This window comes from Arthrobacter sp. SPT-J7 (genome assembly GCF_059089965.1).
In genome coordinates, this window is record NZ_JBNHFF010000055.1 from 1 (window position 1) to 15,850 (window position 15,850).

General features: G+C 64.5%; 10 protein-coding genes. 4 read left to right on the forward strand and 6 right to left on the reverse strand.

The window, feature by feature from the left end; all coding sequences use genetic code 11:
- On the reverse strand, window positions 1–454 hold a 454-nt coding region (locus AC5RWX_RS22090; protein WP_494098447.1), incomplete at its 3' end, for a transglycosylase family protein.
- 215 nt (window positions 455–669) lie between these two features.
- Window positions 670–3,198 carry an excinuclease ABC subunit UvrA gene (gene uvrA, locus AC5RWX_RS22095; RefSeq protein WP_494098448.1) on the reverse strand — a complete coding sequence of 843 codons (2,529 nt, stop codon included), beginning with the start codon at window positions 3,196–3,198 and terminating at the stop codon, window positions 670–672.
- 48 nt (window positions 3,199–3,246) lie between these two features.
- Between uvrA and AC5RWX_RS22100 the strand changes: the two genes are divergently transcribed.
- The 3 genes from AC5RWX_RS22100 (at window position 3,247) to AC5RWX_RS22110 (ending at window position 5,970) form a co-directional block, all read left to right on the forward strand.
- Entirely contained in the window at window positions 3,247–4,308 is a 1,062-nt protein-coding gene (locus AC5RWX_RS22100; protein ID WP_494098449.1) for an adenosine deaminase, read from the forward strand.
- A 262-nt stretch (window positions 4,309–4,570) separates the two neighbouring features.
- Window positions 4,571–5,503, forward strand: a complete 933-nt coding sequence (locus tag AC5RWX_RS22105) for a pullulanase X25 domain-containing protein (protein ID WP_494098450.1) — start codon at window positions 4,571–4,573, stop codon at window positions 5,501–5,503.
- Between the two features lie 152 nt (window positions 5,504–5,655).
- On the forward strand, window positions 5,656–5,970 hold the full coding sequence (locus tag AC5RWX_RS22110; RefSeq protein ID WP_494098451.1) for an acylphosphatase: 315 nt from the start codon (window positions 5,656–5,658) through the stop codon (window positions 5,968–5,970).
- A 57-nt stretch (window positions 5,971–6,027) separates the two neighbouring features.
- On the opposite strand, the gene AC5RWX_RS22115 is transcribed toward AC5RWX_RS22110, so the two are convergent.
- From AC5RWX_RS22115 to AC5RWX_RS22125, 3 genes are all read right to left on the reverse strand, one after another.
- On the reverse strand, window positions 6,028–9,630 hold the full coding sequence (locus AC5RWX_RS22115; RefSeq protein ID WP_494098452.1) for a TM0106 family RecB-like putative nuclease: 3,603 nt from the start codon (window positions 9,628–9,630) through the stop codon (window positions 6,028–6,030).
- An 86-nt stretch (window positions 9,631–9,716) separates the two neighbouring features.
- Window positions 9,717–10,916: a TerC family protein gene (locus tag AC5RWX_RS22120; protein ID WP_494098453.1), complete on the reverse strand. Its 1,200-nt coding sequence runs from the start codon at window positions 10,914–10,916 to the stop codon at window positions 9,717–9,719.
- A gap of 52 nt (window positions 10,917–10,968) precedes the next feature.
- Window positions 10,969–12,672: a RecQ family ATP-dependent DNA helicase gene (locus AC5RWX_RS22125; RefSeq protein WP_494098454.1), complete on the reverse strand. Its 1,704-nt coding sequence runs from the start codon at window positions 12,670–12,672 to the stop codon at window positions 10,969–10,971.
- Window positions 12,673–12,927: 255 nt separating this feature from the next.
- Here AC5RWX_RS22125 and AC5RWX_RS22130 point away from each other — a divergent pair, with 255 nt between their 5' ends.
- A complete protein-coding gene (locus tag AC5RWX_RS22130) occupies window positions 12,928–15,255 on the forward strand; it encodes an FdhF/YdeP family oxidoreductase (RefSeq protein ID WP_494098455.1) in 2,328 nt (775 codons plus the stop codon).
- Between the two features lie 7 nt (window positions 15,256–15,262).
- Here AC5RWX_RS22130 and AC5RWX_RS22135 read toward each other — a convergent pair whose 3' ends face one another.
- The gene (locus AC5RWX_RS22135) at window positions 15,263–15,592 is read right to left on the reverse strand and encodes a DUF6457 domain-containing protein (protein ID WP_494098456.1); all 330 of its coding nucleotides are present in this window, start codon (window positions 15,590–15,592) and stop codon (window positions 15,263–15,265) included.
- Window positions 15,593–15,850: the final 258 nt, after the last annotated feature.

Below are 15,850 nucleotides of genomic sequence, written 5' to 3' on the forward strand. Positions count from 1 at the left end.
CAGCGGGCGCCGGGGAAGCGGGCGCCGAGGTTACGGGCGCGGCCTGGGCTGGAGACTGCGCTGGCGCGCTCTGGACGGGAAGGCTCTGCGGTGCAACACCGGTGGCGCCCCCGCTGAGGCCGAGCCGTGAAGCGCAGGACGGCCAGGCACCCCAACCCTGAGACGCCTGGACCTGCTCGGCCACGGCGATCTGCTGTTCGCGGCTGGCGTCAGCGGCTGATCCGGTGCCACCGTAAGCTGCCCAGGTGCTGGGGCTGAACTGAAGGCCGCCGCTGTAGCCGTTGCCTGTGTTGATGGCCCAGTTGCCGCCGCTCTCGCACTGGGCGAGGGCATCCCAGGTGGACGTGCTGGTGGCGGCGTTGGCCCCGGTGGCGGAAAGGGCGATGCCGGCAGCCGAAATGGCTGCCACGGTGGCTCCGCGGCGCGCGGCAGTACGGAAAGTGGTTTTTTTCATGATGGTGATGCTCCTGAAGGCCACCTGCGCTGGTTCCGTCCCCGGAGATCGTCGCGCCACTGCCCACCCCTGACGAATAGAGGTCAAGTTCGGTGGCTGCCGGCTGGGCAGTTCTGGTGGAGGCAGCACCGGGCATACATGCGCCCGCGTTCGCGGGCATGCCTTTCACGCTAGGACATCAACCGAGCGTTATCAAATCGAGATATTTCTGGCCGTCACAGGTGTTTTCCTCCGAGGGCCGCTGCCAGATACGGTGCAGTGCGGCTTTCCTGGGATTGCGCGACGGCGGCGGGTGTCCCCGTTGCCATGACCTGCCCGCCTTTGTCCCCGCCTGAAGGCCCCAGATCGATTACCCAGTCAGCACCGGCCACCACTGCCATTTCGTGCTCCACAACCACCACCGAGTTTCCGGCGTCCACCAGTCCGTGGAGCTGTGCCATGAGCAATTCCACGTCGGCGGGATGCAGGCCCGTGGTTGGTTCATCGAGCAAGTACAGGGTGTGGCCGCGCTGCGCCCGCTGAAGCTCTGTGGCCAGTTTGATGCGTTGCGCCTCCCCGCCGGAGAGCTCCGTGGCCGGCTGCCCGAGCCGGAGATAGCCGAGCCCCACGTCCTGGAGGCTCTTCAGGCTCCGCGCGGCGGCGGGGACGTGGGCCAGGAACGCCGCGGCGATATCCACCGTCATCGCCAAAACTTCCGCCACGTTCTTGCCCCGGTACTCCACCTCGAGCGTTTCCGGGTTGTAACGGGAACCAGCGCATTCGGGGCATGGGCCGTAACTACCGGGCAGGAAAAGCAGTTCCACTGCCACAAAGCCCTCACCCTGGCAGGTCTCGCAGCGCCCGCCTGCCACATTGAACGAAAACCTGCCCGCACCGAAGCCGTGGAGCCTGGCGTGTTCGGTGGCAGCAAATTCCTTGCGGACGGCGTCAAAAAGTCCCGTGTAGGTAGCCAGGTTGGAGCGCGGCGTCCGCCCGATGGGCTTCTGGTCCACGGTCACCAGGCGGTCAATGTGGTCGCTTCCCGTGACGGTTCCCAGCGCCAGGGGCTCCCCGGACTCCTCTAGCTCCACGGGTGCCTTGAGTCCGGAGCCCACCATCTCGCCGAGCACCCGGCTGACAAGGGTGGACTTTCCGGAGCCCGAAACGCCGGTCACGGCAGTAAGGACACCAAGGGGAAAACGGGCATCCAGTCCCCGCAGGTTGTGCCGGCTGATGTCCGTCAGCTCCAGCCATCCGGCCGGCTCCCGTATTTGCGGCTTGCGCGCAACATCAGGCATTTGTGGCATGGCGTTCCCAAGCAGGAACGGCCTGGTGACGGACGCCTCGATGTCCGCGAGACCGTCCACGGGCCCGCTGTAGAGCACCTCGCCGCCGCCTTCACCCGCCCGTGGGCCCACGTCCACCAGCCAGTCGGCCCGGCGGACCACGTCCATGTTGTGCTCCACCACGAACACCGAGTTGCCGGAGGCCTTCAGTTGCTCCAGGACGTCCAGGAGGGGTTCGGCGTCGGCCGGATGGAGTCCGGCGGACGGCTCGTCCAGCACGTAGATCACGCCAAAGAGGCCGGAGCGCAGCTGGGTGGCGATGCGCAGCCGCTGCATCTCGCCCGGCGACAGTGTCGGGGTAGCCCGGCCCAGAGCGAGGTAGCCGAGCCCGAGGTCCAGCAGGACGGTGATGCGTTGGAGCAGGTCCCTGGTGATCGCTACGGCAACCTCGTTCGACTCGCCGGAAACGTGCGTACGGGAGGCGGTGCCGGCGTCGTGCAACTCCGACGTGGGGCGGACGATCTCCGCAAGGTCCGCCATGGGGAGGCGGTTGAGTTCCGCGATGGTCCTGCCGGCAAACGTCACGGCCAGTGCCTCCGGGGTCAGCCCGGTGCCGGAACAGCGCGGGCAAGGTCCGGACTGCATAAACGCAAGCACCCGCTCCCGCATGGCGGCGCTTTGCGAATCGGCCAGCGTATGGAGCACGTAACTCCTGGCACTCCAGAAGCGCCCCTTGTACGGTTTGGCCACACGGTCGCGCTGGGGAGTTACCTCCACCACGGGCTGTTCCTCCGTGAAGAGGATCCAGTCGCGGTGTTTCTTCGGCAGCTTGCGCCACGGGACGTCGACGTCGTAACCCAGGTGCCCAAGGATGTCCCGCAGGTTCTTTCCCTGCCACGCGCCGGGCCAGGCAGCGATGGCGCCATCACGAATGCTTAGTGACTGGTCCGGGACCAGCGAGGACTCGGTGACTGTGTGCGCGATGCCCAGGCCGTGGCATTCCCGGCATGCTCCGGCGGCTGTATTGGGAGAAAAGGCGTCCGAGTCCAGCTGTGTGCTGCCGGCGGGGTAAGTGCCCGCGCGGGAAAAGAGCATCCGCAGGGAATTGGAGAGCGTGGTGACCGTTCCCACTGTGGACCGGCTGCTGGGTGCGCCGCGGCGCTGTTGAAGCGCGACGGCGGGGGGCAGGCCGCTGATCAACTCCACCTTGGGATTGTGCCCCTGCTGGATAAGGCGGCGCGCGTACGGGGCTACGGATTCGAAGTAGCGGCGCTGTGCCTCAGCGTAAATCGTGCCGAAAGCAAGTGATGACTTCCCGGAGCCGGACACCCCGGTGAACGCCACGATTGCATCGCGTGGAACATCAACGTCCACGTTGCGGAGATTGTTCTCGCGGGCTCCGCGCACCCGGACAAAGCCGTCGGTTGGGTGGGCAGGAGACGGATACTGCAGGTCATCAGCGTGCTTGGCGTTCTGCATTGGTTCGACTCTAGTGGCGAATCCGGTGCAGGGCATTATCCTGACCGAATGGAAAACTTTGCGGCCGGTACTGCCGCGCCTGAAACCGAACCCGTTGCAGTTGAGCCTGAGGTCTCTGCCAGGCTCCTTCCGGTGGCGGAACTGCACCTCCACATTGAGGGGACACTCCAGCCGGAGTTGATCTTTGCGCTCGCGGAGCGGAATGGCATCGTGTTGCCGTACAACGGCCTGGACGAATTACGGGAAAAGTACGAGTTCACGGACCTGCAGTCGTTCCTTGACCTGTACTACGCCAACATGGCGGTTCTGCAGACGGAACAAGATTTCGCCGATATGACCCGTGCGTACCTGGAGCGCGCTGCCGCTGCAGGGGTGCGGCATGCCGAGATCATGATGGACCCCCAGGCGCACACCTCGCGAGGCGTCCCCCTGGAAACCTGCGTCAACGGAGTGGCTTCGGTTTTGGCGACTTCCGAGCAGGACTACGGGATGTCCACCATGCTGATCGCGGCGTTCCTGCGGGATCTGTCGGAAGAATCTGCACTGGAAATCCTGGGCAGGCTCCTGGCCATGAACGCACCAATCGGTGCGATCGGACTGGACTCCGCGGAGGTGGGCAATCCGCCGTCGAAGTTTGAGCGGCTTTACGACAAGGCGCGCGAAGCGGGCCTGCGGCTGACCGCCCACGCAGGCGAGGAGGGGCCGGCGTCGTACATTATTGAAGCCCTGGACATCCTGGGAGTGGAGCGGATCGACCATGGCATCCGCTGCATGGACGATCCGGACCTCGTGGAGCGCCTCGTGGACGCCCGGATCCCGCTGACGGTGTGCCCGTTGTCCAACGTGCGGCTGCGCGCCGTGGACACCCTTGCCGACCACCCGCTGCCCGCCATGCTCGCGGCGGGGCTCAATGTCTCGGTCAACTCGGACGATCCCGCCTATTTCGGTGGCTACGTGGATGACAACTTCGCCCAGCTGGAAACGGTGTTCGAACTCTCTGATTTCGACAAGGCCCGGCTGGCCGCAAACTCCATCCATTCGTCCTTCGCTTCGGAGGAGCGGAAGGCAGAGTTGCTGGACGAATTGAACGGCGGCGAGGTAACGCACTGAGGTCGGTTGTGTCGGACGCAACGTCCCTGCCCTGATAACGCTAAACTTGGTGCCGCAGGCGTATCTGGGAAGGTGCGGAGCGGCACCAATGCCAGCGCTCCGGGGTTGTGCACTCAGCCCTATACCCGATACTCCAGACTCACTTGTTGGAATGTCCGCTTCATAGTCGGTCACGACACGCAGAGTTAACCATTTCAAGTCGCGCGATTTAACGGGCAGTTGGCATGATGCCTAAGACCGATCGCTTTATAAAAGGGGAATCATGGCCAAGTCCACCGCAGAAAACACCTTCCTTCGACTCAAGACCGTGCTGGATGTCCTGACCGAAGGCGTGTGGTCCGGTGAGGCACTGAACGCGGGCCAGGTCCTCGCTGAGGCTACCGCCCGCGTGCCGTTCAACGACCACGAGCGCGAACTGCTCAGCGGCGGCATTCCCCGCGGCCACAAGACGCTGACTTCAGCCACCGCCAAGCTGGTCAAAGCCGGCTGGCTGGTCAAGGGCCGCTCGGGCTGGACCATCACCGAAGACGGCATGCGCGCCACGGTGGCCTTTCCGGATCCGGTGTCCTTCGCCTCCGCGCTCGACGCCGGCACCCCTGTTCCTGCCGAGACCCCGGTTCCCACGGCTCCCGCAGGATTCGTGCGCCCTACCTTCGCGACCGCCGAAACCACGGCGCCGGCGGAGGCCACCACCAAGACGGAGACCAAGAAGCCGGCGAAGAAGACCCCTGCGAAGAAGGCCGCTGCAGCCGTAGGCAAGGCAGCCAAGGTGCTCGAAGACGCCGTCGAGCCTGTGGTGAAGGCCGTCCGCAAGGGCAAGGCTCCTGCCGCGACCACGGAGGCTGAAGCGCCGGCGGCTGTTGGTTCCTTCGAGGACCCGGACGTCGAGACGCACCCGCAGCCCGAAGCGGTGGCCGTCGCCGGCGATTTCAACACCATCCTTGGCGCACCCGAGAACTGGGCTCCGCAGTACGACGAAGCGCAGATGGAGTTCGACTTCCTGGACCAGCTCTGGAAGAAGAGCGCCGAGCTGCCGGCCGGCCACTACACCTTCAAAATCGCGCTGAACCGGTCCTGGGACGAGAACTACGGTGCGTTCGGCACGTTCGACGGTCCCAACCACGAGCTGCACCACGACGGCGGCACGGTCACCATCCGTTACGACCACCGCACCCGCGACATCACCATCAACTAACCGCCACCACCGGCCCAACTGGGTCGCACTACGTGTTGTTATGGAGCGTTATAACGACACATAGCGCTACTTGGTTGGGCGGGTTGTTCGGCCAGTCTGTTGCTGAGCAGCCAGTTGGTGAGCAGCTGGTCGGTTAGCAGAGGGGAGCCCAGATGACCGGCAGGGAAGCTTCGTCGTCCGATGCGCCCGGCACTGAGGCCGTGCGGCTGACTGCCCGCGTTTTCGGTGTCGTCCAAGGCGTTGGTTTCCGCTTCTGGACCATGGGCAAGGCGGAGGAGCTGGGCCTCACCGGTGAGGTGAAGAACCTCGACGACGGTTCGGTCGCCCTGGTGGCCGAGGGGCCCCAATGGAAGATCCACGAGCTCCGGGCTTGGCTGAACTCCGATGCAACGCCGGGTCGGGTGGAACGCGTGGAGGACGCGATGTCACAGGCTGACGGCAGCTTCCGCAGTTTCAGGGCCCGCTGACCGGCACCTGCAGGTTTGCCGATCTCTCACGGGATTGCCTCCACCAATCTGCGTCCCTCACTCCTGTGGGCTGAGACCGATAAAGGCACCGAGCTCCTCCAAGGCGGCGGGACGGTGCGGCATGTAGCTGGTCAGTTCGGGGGAGCGGATGATGACCGCCCGCCACTGCCCGCGGGATACCGCCACGTTGATCCGGTTCCTGTTCAGCAGGAACTCCGCCCCGCGTGGTGCCTCGCTGACGGCCGAACACGCCATCGAAACGAGCACCACCGGTGCCTCCTGGCCCTGGAACTTGTCTACCGTCCCGACCCGGACGCCGGTCAGGCCATCTTCCTCGAGGGATTTCCGGATCAGGTGGACCTGCGCGTTGTAGGCGGCCACCACCAGGAGGTCTTTCTGTTCAAGGGGCTGGGACTCCGCATCCGCGGCAGGAGTCCACTTCAGCCCAAGATGCCGCCGCGCCTGGCGCACGACCTCGGCGGCTTCCTCCTTCGACGCGGTGGTGTTGCCGCTGTGGTTGACGAAGGCTGTCTCAACCCCTGGCAGCAGTTGCTCAAGCTGGCGCTGTGAAGCCGCAGGGGCAGCCTGGAGCTTTCCTTCGTAGCTTAACCGGGAGACTGCACGGCACAAATCCGGGTGCATCCGCCAGCTGTCGGCCAGGAAATAACCAAGGTTGGCAGGGAGGGTGGCGTGGCCTGCTGCGAGCCACCCCAAAGCTGATTCATCCACCGGCTCCGGGTGTGCACCCTGCGAGACCTGCGGCAGCTGCTGCGGATCGCCGAGCAGGAGGAGCCGTTTGGCTGCCCGCGAGACAGCCAGGGTGTTGGCGAGCGAGAACTGCCCCGCCTCGTCAATGACCAGCAGATCCAGGGAACCAGCGGGCACTTCTTTGCCCGTCATGGTCCAGGCGGTGCCGCCTACGAGGCAGCCCCCGGGAGACGCCAACAGCCTGGCCACGTCGCCGTCGACTGAGGACTTCCACGGAACGTCGTGTGGCGACGCAAGCTTCTTGGCCACAACAGCCGGATCCACGCCGCCGGTTCTGATGGCGCAGCACAGCAGGTTTTCCACCACGTTGTGTGACTGGCCGACCACACCGATCTTCCAGCCTTCGCCAACGAGCCGGCCGATCACGTGGGCGCCAATGTATGTCTTTCCCGTCCCGGGCGGTCCCTGGACGGCGAGGTAGGAACGGTCGAGGTCACGGACGGAATCGGTGATCGCGGCAGCGTAATCCGCCGAACCGTCCCGTTCATGCGGGACGCCCACGGGCTGCCGGAGGGTGCGGAAACGCGGGGTCTGCTTTCGCAGGATGTCCAGTCCAGGCTGGGCAGGCAGGTGCGGCACGGAGGCGCCGACGCTGGCGGCGATTTCCTCGATGGCAGCTTCGATGCTGGCCGTCGAAAGGGGCTGGTCCTCCGTGAGGGCAACGGGCAGGTGCGGGTAGGCAGCAACCCTTCCGGACTCACGCTCGGCGATGGTGATCACGGTGTGCTCCGGGTTGTCCGGCGCCGGCCCAACCTCGCTGATCCTGGTCCCAAACGCGAACGCCCTGGCTCCGGGAGCGGCATCGGGATCGGCCATACCGTCCGGCGGCGGCGCATCGTAGAGCCGGCACCAGCTGGAGTCCGATCGGAAATCCGACCCCTCTGTCATGGTGCCCTGAAGCCGCAGAATACGGGTGCGCATCCGTTCCCGCGGCTTGGCAAGGGCCCAATCGGACGTCACTTCCGCTGAAGACACCACAAACACGTTCCGCTGGTCGGACCAGTTCTCGAGCGGTGCTTCCACCCGGTCGAAGTGCTGCCACCAGAACTGCTTGCGTTCGCGGCGGTGATATCCAGTAGCGGCGGCCACCATGGCGATGGCGCGTTCGTCGTTCGTCCAGGGACGGTTGTCCGGCAGCCCGGCGAGATATTCGCGCAGCCTGGACTCCTCGGGAGTTTCTTCCGGGGCCGCCGGGCGTTCGGCCGGTGCGGCCTCGGGGCGCTGTCCCGCTCCTGCCCCCGCAGCATCCTCTCCGGCCACCTCCAGGAGCCAATCGCGCAGCCGGAGGGTGGAAAGGCAGTCGTACTGGTTGTAGTCCGAAATCGACGTGAGGACCTTTTCCGCCTCTGCGGCGTTCCCCGCATCCCGGGCTGCACAGTAGGCAGCGTAGGCCACGACGGAGGCTCCGGCGTCCTTAACGTCCCCGGAGCGGAGGTTGCTGCCCATGTACAGCGGTTCCAGCTTTTTGATGGAGTACGACGCTTCTGAAATGCGCAAGGACTGCCGGACTGTGGAGTAGAGGTCTACGAGCAGGCCTTCCCGGAGCCAGGAGTCCACCGTGTCCTCGCCGGCCTGGTGGGCGAGGGAAAGGTTTCGCAGCGCCGTCTTTTCGTAGGCCGCGTAATGGTAGACGTGCATGTCCGGGTAGCGTGCCCGCCGCTCCTCCACGTATTTTAGGAAGTCCAGAAAGGCGCGGCGTTCCTCGGACCGGGAGTGCGCCCAGAAGGGGCGGAAAACAGGACTGCCGGGATGACCCGGAACCGGAGCCTCGATCACACCGAACAGGTACTCGATACCCCAGGCTCCGGTGGCAAAGTCCTGCCAGAGCGGGTCGCCCTCGAAGTCGAAAAAGATATCGCCAGGGCTGGGAGCTGGAAGGGCCCCAATGGTGTTCTCCGGAAGCACCGTGAACGAGACCGTATGCGGTTGGCCGTCCTTCGTGAAGGTCCGGGATCCGGCCGGAGCATCGAGGCCAAGCTGCATCCGGGCCTGGGCACGCAGCCGGAGCACAGAATTTCTGGCTTCCTCGACGGGCATTGCCGCCAACTGGTCGATGGTGCGGATCCCTGCAGCATTCAGCTTCCTACGCTGCACCACTGACATGCCGGCCACCATCAACAGGTCCCGGTGGACTTGAACCTGCTCCGCGCAGTAGTCACACCGGCCGCAGTGGACGATGCCCCGCTGCTGCCACTGCACGGCGGTATCAGCGGACCGGTGCTGGGCTGTCAACTCGCGGAAGCGGCGCCGCCGTTCCCGGAAAACAGGCAGCAAATCCGGAAGCGAGTGGCTGCTGCGGAGCCAGTCGTCACCCACGCGGGTGCCGAGCACCAAGATGGCCGTTGGGGAGGGTTCGAGTCCCATCCCGAGAAGCTGGTCCCCGTACGCCGCCAGCTGCAGCAGGGCGCCCACTTTGGCATGCCGGGCCAACTTGGTATCCCAGACTTCGTAACGCCCCGGGCTGCCGGTGCCGGCAGTCTCGTTGACGAGGAAGTCCGCGTACCCAAGGAGTTCGCCGTCGAAGAAGGTGGCCTGGAAAACGACGTCGGCCCCGGACCGCAGGGCGAGCTCGGTTTCGGCGTGCTTTGCCTGCAGGTCCCCGCGCAGGTTCTGTCCCCGGTCCAGCGAGTAGACGCCCGCACCGCGGCTGGCATCCCATTTACCGTACTTGGCGATCAGGCTGGCCAGCACGGTTTGCTCGTGCTTGTCACCCAGCTCACCGGCACGGACCTGCATCTCGTCAGCCTGAAACTCGGCCTTCGGCGCGCGGCCCAGTTTTTCGTCCAGGATCCGGAGCGTGCGGTACTCACATTCGCTGGCCGCCACCAGGTCGCTGGCGGAAAACACCAGGTCCGGCGGCGCGCCAGGCACTGCAGCTTCGAGTAAAAACACGGGGCCTCCCCATCGACAGCCGGACCTAAGGAAATTCCCCTGGCCTCGAGTTCAACCTAGCAAGAGGCACTGACACTGCGGCCGGGTCAGCCTTTGGCGTCCTCGCGCACCTGGGCCTTGTCGTGCTCGATGTGAGCCTTTTGCAGCAGGTCCGTAAACTCGGTTTCGTTTCGGATGAGCTTCTTGTACTTCTCAGGCAGCTTGCGGATCTGGTCTTCCTCCCGGCACATCTTTGCGAAGATCTTGTCCCGCTCCACCATGTCCGTCTCGTAGTTGAGGTCCAGGTACTCGTTGGCATGGCGCCTGGCGCCGGACACAGCGTTCTTGGCCTTGCCCTTGGGGCTGAAGATGGAGGCCAGGACCGTTACCAGCAGGACGCCAAGGATTACGCTCAGTGAGACCTGTGTGCTTACTTCCACCACGTTGACGTGTTGGCCGTCGTTGATGAAGGGAAGCGTGTTCTCGTGAAGGGCGTGCAGGATGAGCTTCACCCCGATGAAACCAAGGATTGCTGCCAGGCCGTAGGAGAGGAAGATCAGGCGGTCCAGCAGACCGTCGATCAGGAAGTAGAGCTGCCGCAGGCCCATGAGGGAGAAAGCGGTGGCGGTGAAGACGATGAACACGTTCTGGGTCAGGCCGAAGATGGCCGGAATGGAATCGAGGGCAAACAAAATGTCCGTGCCGCCGATGGCCACCATCACCAGGAGCATCGGGGTGAGGACGCGTTTGCCGTTCTCAATGGTGAAGAGCTTGTCGCCGTCGTAATGCGCCGACGCCGGAAGGTACTTCTTGGCGAGCCGGACCACCAGGCCTTCGGAGTGTTGGTCGTGGCCTTCGGGCCGGAGCAGGTTGCCGGCAGTGATGAGCAGGATCAGTCCGAAGATGTAGAACACCCAGGCGAAGCTGTTGATCAGCGCAGCTCCGAGGAGGATGAAACCGGTCCGGGCAATCAGCGAGAAGACGATGCCGAACAACAGCACCTTTTGCTGGTCCGCGCGCGGCACCCTGAAGCTGGCCATGATGATGAGGAAGACAAAGAGGTTATCGACGGACAGTGCCTTCTCGGTCACGTACCCCGCGAAGTACTCGGTGCCCATGGTGGGACCGCCGAACAGCAGCACGCCCAGCCCGAACAGCAGGGCGATACCCACATAGATCGCGGACCAGATGGCCGCTTCCTTGAGGGAAGGCGTGTGGGCCTTCCGCACATGGAAGAAGAAATCGAAAGCAAGCAGGCCAACGATTCCAACAATGGTCAGGGTCCAGACATAGGACGGTACTTCCACGCGGCAGGCCTTTCGTCGGAATGTCCTTCCAGCGTACCTAAGCTGGCATAACCTAGGCAGGTTTCAAGAGTTCATGCTCCACGACGGCGGTGCGTGAGAGGGTTTTGTAGCCCTCCTGCTCGAACAGGACGGTAATGACGTCGTCCTCGTGCCGCATCACCAATCCCGGACCCCACTCCTTGTGGACCACCGAGGACTGGAGCGGGAACGGATCGTCGGCAGCGGGGGCGGGCTGTTCAGCGGACCCCTTCCCGCCGTCGTCCTGCCCTTGAATTCCCACGGCAGGCACATCGGCACGATTGGCAGCCTCCGCGCAGGCACCACAGTTGCCGCACGGTTCGGGCAGGTGTTCACCGAAGTAGCCCAGCAGGAACTGGCGACGGCAGCTGTCCGTCTCCGCGTAGGCGCGCATCATGGTCAGCCGTGACTGGTCCACCCGCTGCCGGGCCTCGGCCTTGTCGACGGCGCGGTCCACGAGGGAAGGCAGCGTGGCTTTGGAGGTGAGGCGGATGCCGCGCTTGCCGGTGGTGACCGCGCCCGTGTCCTCCAGTTGGTTGACCAGCCCGGTGACGCGGCGGACCGGGAAGCCGGTGAGCTCCGCCAGGGAGGTTTTGGGAGTGGGCGCCCCGGCGGACTTGAGGACCTTCAACACGGCCAGCAGCGATTCCGGATCCGGAGAGTGGGTGCCGAAGAACTTGCGCAGGCCAAGGTCCTCGGCACGGTAGTGCAGCACCGCGGAAGCGGTGTCACCGTCACGGCCCGCCCTGCCGATCTCCTGGTAGTACGCGTCCAGGGACTCCGGGATGTCCGCGTGGACCACAAACCTCACGTTGGGTTTGTCGATGCCCATGCCAAATGCTGTGGTGGCAACCACAACATCCAGCTGGTCGTCCAGGAACTGCTCGTGGACGCGCTCGCGGTCTCCAGCGGACCGGCCCGCGTGGTAGGCCTCAGCGCGGAGCCCTTCCTTTTCGAGCTTGGCGGCATACTTTTCTGTGTCCTTGCGGGAGGCGGCGTACAGCAGGCCCTGCCCGTCATCCCGGGCCAGCGCCGCAACCTGCTCCAGCACGGCATTGCGCTTGCCCTTGTCCTCCTGGTGGCGGACTACATTGAGGGAGATGTTGGGACGGTCGAAGCCATGAACCAGGACCAGCGGGTCCTTCATACCCAGCCGTTCGGCGATCTCATCCCGCACAGGCGGCGACGCGGTGGCGGTCAGTGCTGCCACGGGCGGGTTGCCCAGCCGCTCGCGGACGTTGCCGAGGTTAAGGTAGTCGGGCCGAAAGTCGTGGCCCCACGAGGAGACACAGTGGGCCTCGTCCACCACGAACAAAGAGACGTCCAGTTTCGCGATCCGATCCACCGTTTCCTGCTTGGCCAGTTGCTCGGGCGCGAGGAAAAGGAAGGTCGCCTCGCCGGACTCAGCCGCCTGCCAGGCAGCCTCCACCTCTCCGTCGCTCCGTGAGGAATTGACAGCGACGGCGGCACCCTGGCCCAGCTCGTCGGCCAGCCCGTCCAGCTGGTCCTCCTGCAGGGCGATGAGTGGCGATATCACGACGGCAGGGCATCCCGTGGTGTTCTGGAGATGCCGGGCGGCCACTTGGTAGATGGCGGATTTACCGTAGCCGGTGGGCATCACGGCCAGCACATCGCGCCCTTCGACAAGGGCGCGGATTCCGTCCAGCTGGCCGTCGCGCAGCTGCGGCAGGGAAAAGGAAGACGCCGCGAGGGCGTTGAGGGCAAGATCGTCGGACATTTGGTAGCGGCTCCGCACAGTGGGTCCTGCGGCCGCTTGCTTCAGCCGAGGTATCAAGCCTAGCGCGGGCCGGGACCCGGCGTCGTCCTGGTCCGTCTGCCATGTGGACAAATCGGCACTCCGGTTCTTTCCTGTTGTGTACACACGCGGTGCCCCGTCCTTGACTTCCCGGCCACCCTGAACAACTGTGGAAGGAACTGGTCCGCCGGCAGAAGCTACGAGGTTTAGGGGCCATACAAGCAAGGAGAGTGCACCGTGACGCGCGAAAACCCGAAGGTCGAAGAAACCGACGAGTCCGAGCTTGAGGTGACGGGTCATCCCAAATCCTGGGCGGCCGGAGTGCCCGGTGTTTACTACTCCATGCAGCCTGCGCTGAAGCATATGGGCGTGGACAGGACGCGGAAAACCCTGCTGGCGCTGAACCAGAAGGACGGCTTTGACTGCATGAGCTGCGCGTGGCCGGACCCTGGCCACCGCAAGACGTTCGAATTCTGTGAGAACGGCGCCAAGGCTGTCACGTGGGAAGCCACCCCGGTGGTGGTCAGTTCGGAGTTCTGGTCTGAGCATCCGGTCTCCGAGCTAAGGGAGCGGTCCGAGTATTGGCTGGGGATGCAGGGCCGGCTTACGGAACCCGTGTACAAAGCCGCGGGCGAGGACCATTACCGGCCCGTCAGCTGGGACAAGGCGTTCAGCATCATCGCGGACAAGCTGCAGTCTTTGCCAAGTCCGGACGAGGCAGCGTTTTACACCAGCGGCCGCACTTCCAATGAGGCGGCGTTCCTGTTCCAGCTGTTCATCCGCGGGTACGGCACCAACAACCTGCCGGACTGCTCCAACATGTGCCACGAGTCCTCCGGCTGGGGCATGGGCCAGACCATCGGCGTGGGCAAGGCCACTGTGTCCTATGACGACTTCGCCAAGGCGGACCTGATCATCATCATGGGCCAGAACCCCGGCACGAATCATCCCCGGATGCTCACTGCCCTTGAGGAAGCCAAGGAAGCGGGGGCCAGCATCGTGGCGGTCAACCCGCTGCCGGAGGCCGGCCTGATGCGCTACAAGAACCCGCAGAAGGTCAAGGGGATTATCGGCCGTGGAACGGATCTGGCCGACCAGTTCCTGCAGGTCCGGATTGGCGGGGACATGGCGCTGCTGCAGGCTGTATCCAAGCGGGTCCTGGACGCCGAGGCCGCAGCTCCGGGAACCGTGCTGGATCACCAGTTCCTTGCGGACCACTGCCAGGGGCTTGAGGAACTCCGGGAGCACCTGGCCGACCTCGATGAAGCGGCCGTCCTTGAAGCCACGGGCCTGGGCGCCGAGGAAATCGATGAACTGGCAGACCGCTACCTTCGTGCCGAGAAGGTGATCATCACCTGGGCCATGGGCATTACGCAGCAGAAAAAGGGCGTGGCCACCATCAAGGAGATCATCAACCTCCTGCTGCTGCGCGGAAACATCGGCAAGCCCGGCGCCGGGGCCTCACCTATACGAGGACACAGCAACGTCCAGGGGGACCGCACCATGGGCATCTGGGAGCAGATGCCGCCGGCGTTCCTGGACGCCCTGGGCAAGGAATTCAACTTTGAACCGCCCCGGGATCATGGTGCGGATGCGGTGGAAACCATCCGGCAGATGCGCGACGGCGACATGAAAGTTTTCATAGCGATGGGAGGCAACTTCGTGGGCGCCATGTCAGACACCCATGAAGCTGAAAGGGCGATGGAGAACACCGAGCTTTCCGTCCAGATCTCCACCAAGCTCAACCACTCCCACGGGGTTACCGGTGCCGAAGCCTTGATCCTGCCAACACTGGGGCGCACGGAGATCGACCGGCAGGAGTCCGGCCCGCAGTTCGTCTCGGTGGAGGACACCGTGTGCGCCGTTCACGCCTCGCATGGAACGGTGGAGCCGGTGGCGCCGGGGCTGCTCTCCGAGGTGGCCATCGTCTGCCGGCTGGCGCAGCGGGTGCTGGGAGACCGGCTCACTGCCGACTGGGCCGGCTTCGAAAAGAACTATGACCTGATCCGGGACCATATCTCCCGTGTGGTGGTTGGCTGCGAGGACTACAACCGGAAGATCAGGCAGGAGGGCGGTTTCATCCTGCCCAACGGGCCCCGCGACTCTCGGTCGTTCAACACCCCTACCGGCAAGGCCATGCTCACCGTCAACGAACTTGAACATGTGGAACGGCCCGCTGGCACGTTGATCCTGCAGAGCATGCGCTCACATGACCAGTTCAACACAACGATCTACGGCCACAATGACCGGTACAGGGGCATCAAGAAAGGCCGGGAGGTGGTGTTCGTGAACCCGGCTGACCTGGCCGAACTGGGACTCGAAGACGGGCAACGCGTGGACATCCACGGTGTGTACCCGGATAACGTGGAACGGGTACTTCGGAACTACCGGCTGGTGTCCTACCCCTCAGCGCGTGGTTGTGCGGCAGCCTATTATCCGGAGGCAAATGTCCTGGTTCCCTTGGAGAGCGTGGCCGAAGGAAGCCAGACGCCGGTGTCCAAAGCCGTGATCGTCCGGCTCGAGCCGGCCCGAGTTACGGAGGGGGAACCGGCGGCAGCAGGGTAGGCCGGACTTACTGGCCTGTATCGGCCCAGCCCTTGCTGGCAGGGCCGCTGTCCTGCCCGTCCTCGCAGAGGTGGAACGCTACACGGGCAGCTTTTTCAACAGAGGCACGTGCTGCCTCCCGTGTCCCTGCGCTTCCCGTTCCGGCTTCCAGCCCGGCAGCGTACCCCACCAGGAAAGTGGTGACAGGGGCTGCAGGGTGGATGACCGAGTCGGCGGATTTCCGGGCCAGGTCAAGGAGCAGCTCGTTATCCACGTCAAGGTCCAGTATTTGCAGCGCCTGCGCCAGGCGGTTGCTCCACTGGTCCAGTACCTGGGCTTCTTCGTCACTGACTGCCATCGTTCGCTCCTTGTCACGCAGGCCCCGCAGCCATGCAGCTGCTTTCCGGTGCCGACACTACAACGCTTCGCAGCGGAAGTCATGAGCACGCCGCGTCCAGCTTCCAAAACTAATCGTCAAAAAGGTTGCCTAAAGGCCGCTCCGGCTCTGGTTTCAGCTCAGAACCCATGCCTAGACTGGGCAGACCCGGCCACGGTGACTGGACTGCGGCTCGCCACGCACCACTGAACCTGCAGGACGGTGTACTGTCCGGGACGC

Coding starts and splice junctions, on each gene's coding strand:
- uvrA (WP_494098448.1), bottom strand. CDS start 3,198: ATGCAGAACGCCAAGCACGCTGATGACCTGCAGTATCCGTCTCCTGCC.
- AC5RWX_RS22100 (WP_494098449.1), top strand. CDS start 3,247: ATGGAAAACTTTGCGGCCGGTACTGCCGCGCCTGAAACCGAACCCGTT.
- AC5RWX_RS22105 (WP_494098450.1), top strand. CDS start 4,571: ATGGCCAAGTCCACCGCAGAAAACACCTTCCTTCGACTCAAGACCGTG.
- AC5RWX_RS22110 (WP_494098451.1), top strand. CDS start 5,656: ATGACCGGCAGGGAAGCTTCGTCGTCCGATGCGCCCGGCACTGAGGCC.
- AC5RWX_RS22125 (WP_494098454.1), bottom strand. CDS start 12,672: ATGTCCGACGATCTTGCCCTCAACGCCCTCGCGGCGTCTTCCTTTTCC.
- AC5RWX_RS22135 (WP_494098456.1), bottom strand. CDS start 15,592: ATGGCAGTCAGTGACGAAGAAGCCCAGGTACTGGACCAGTGGAGCAAC.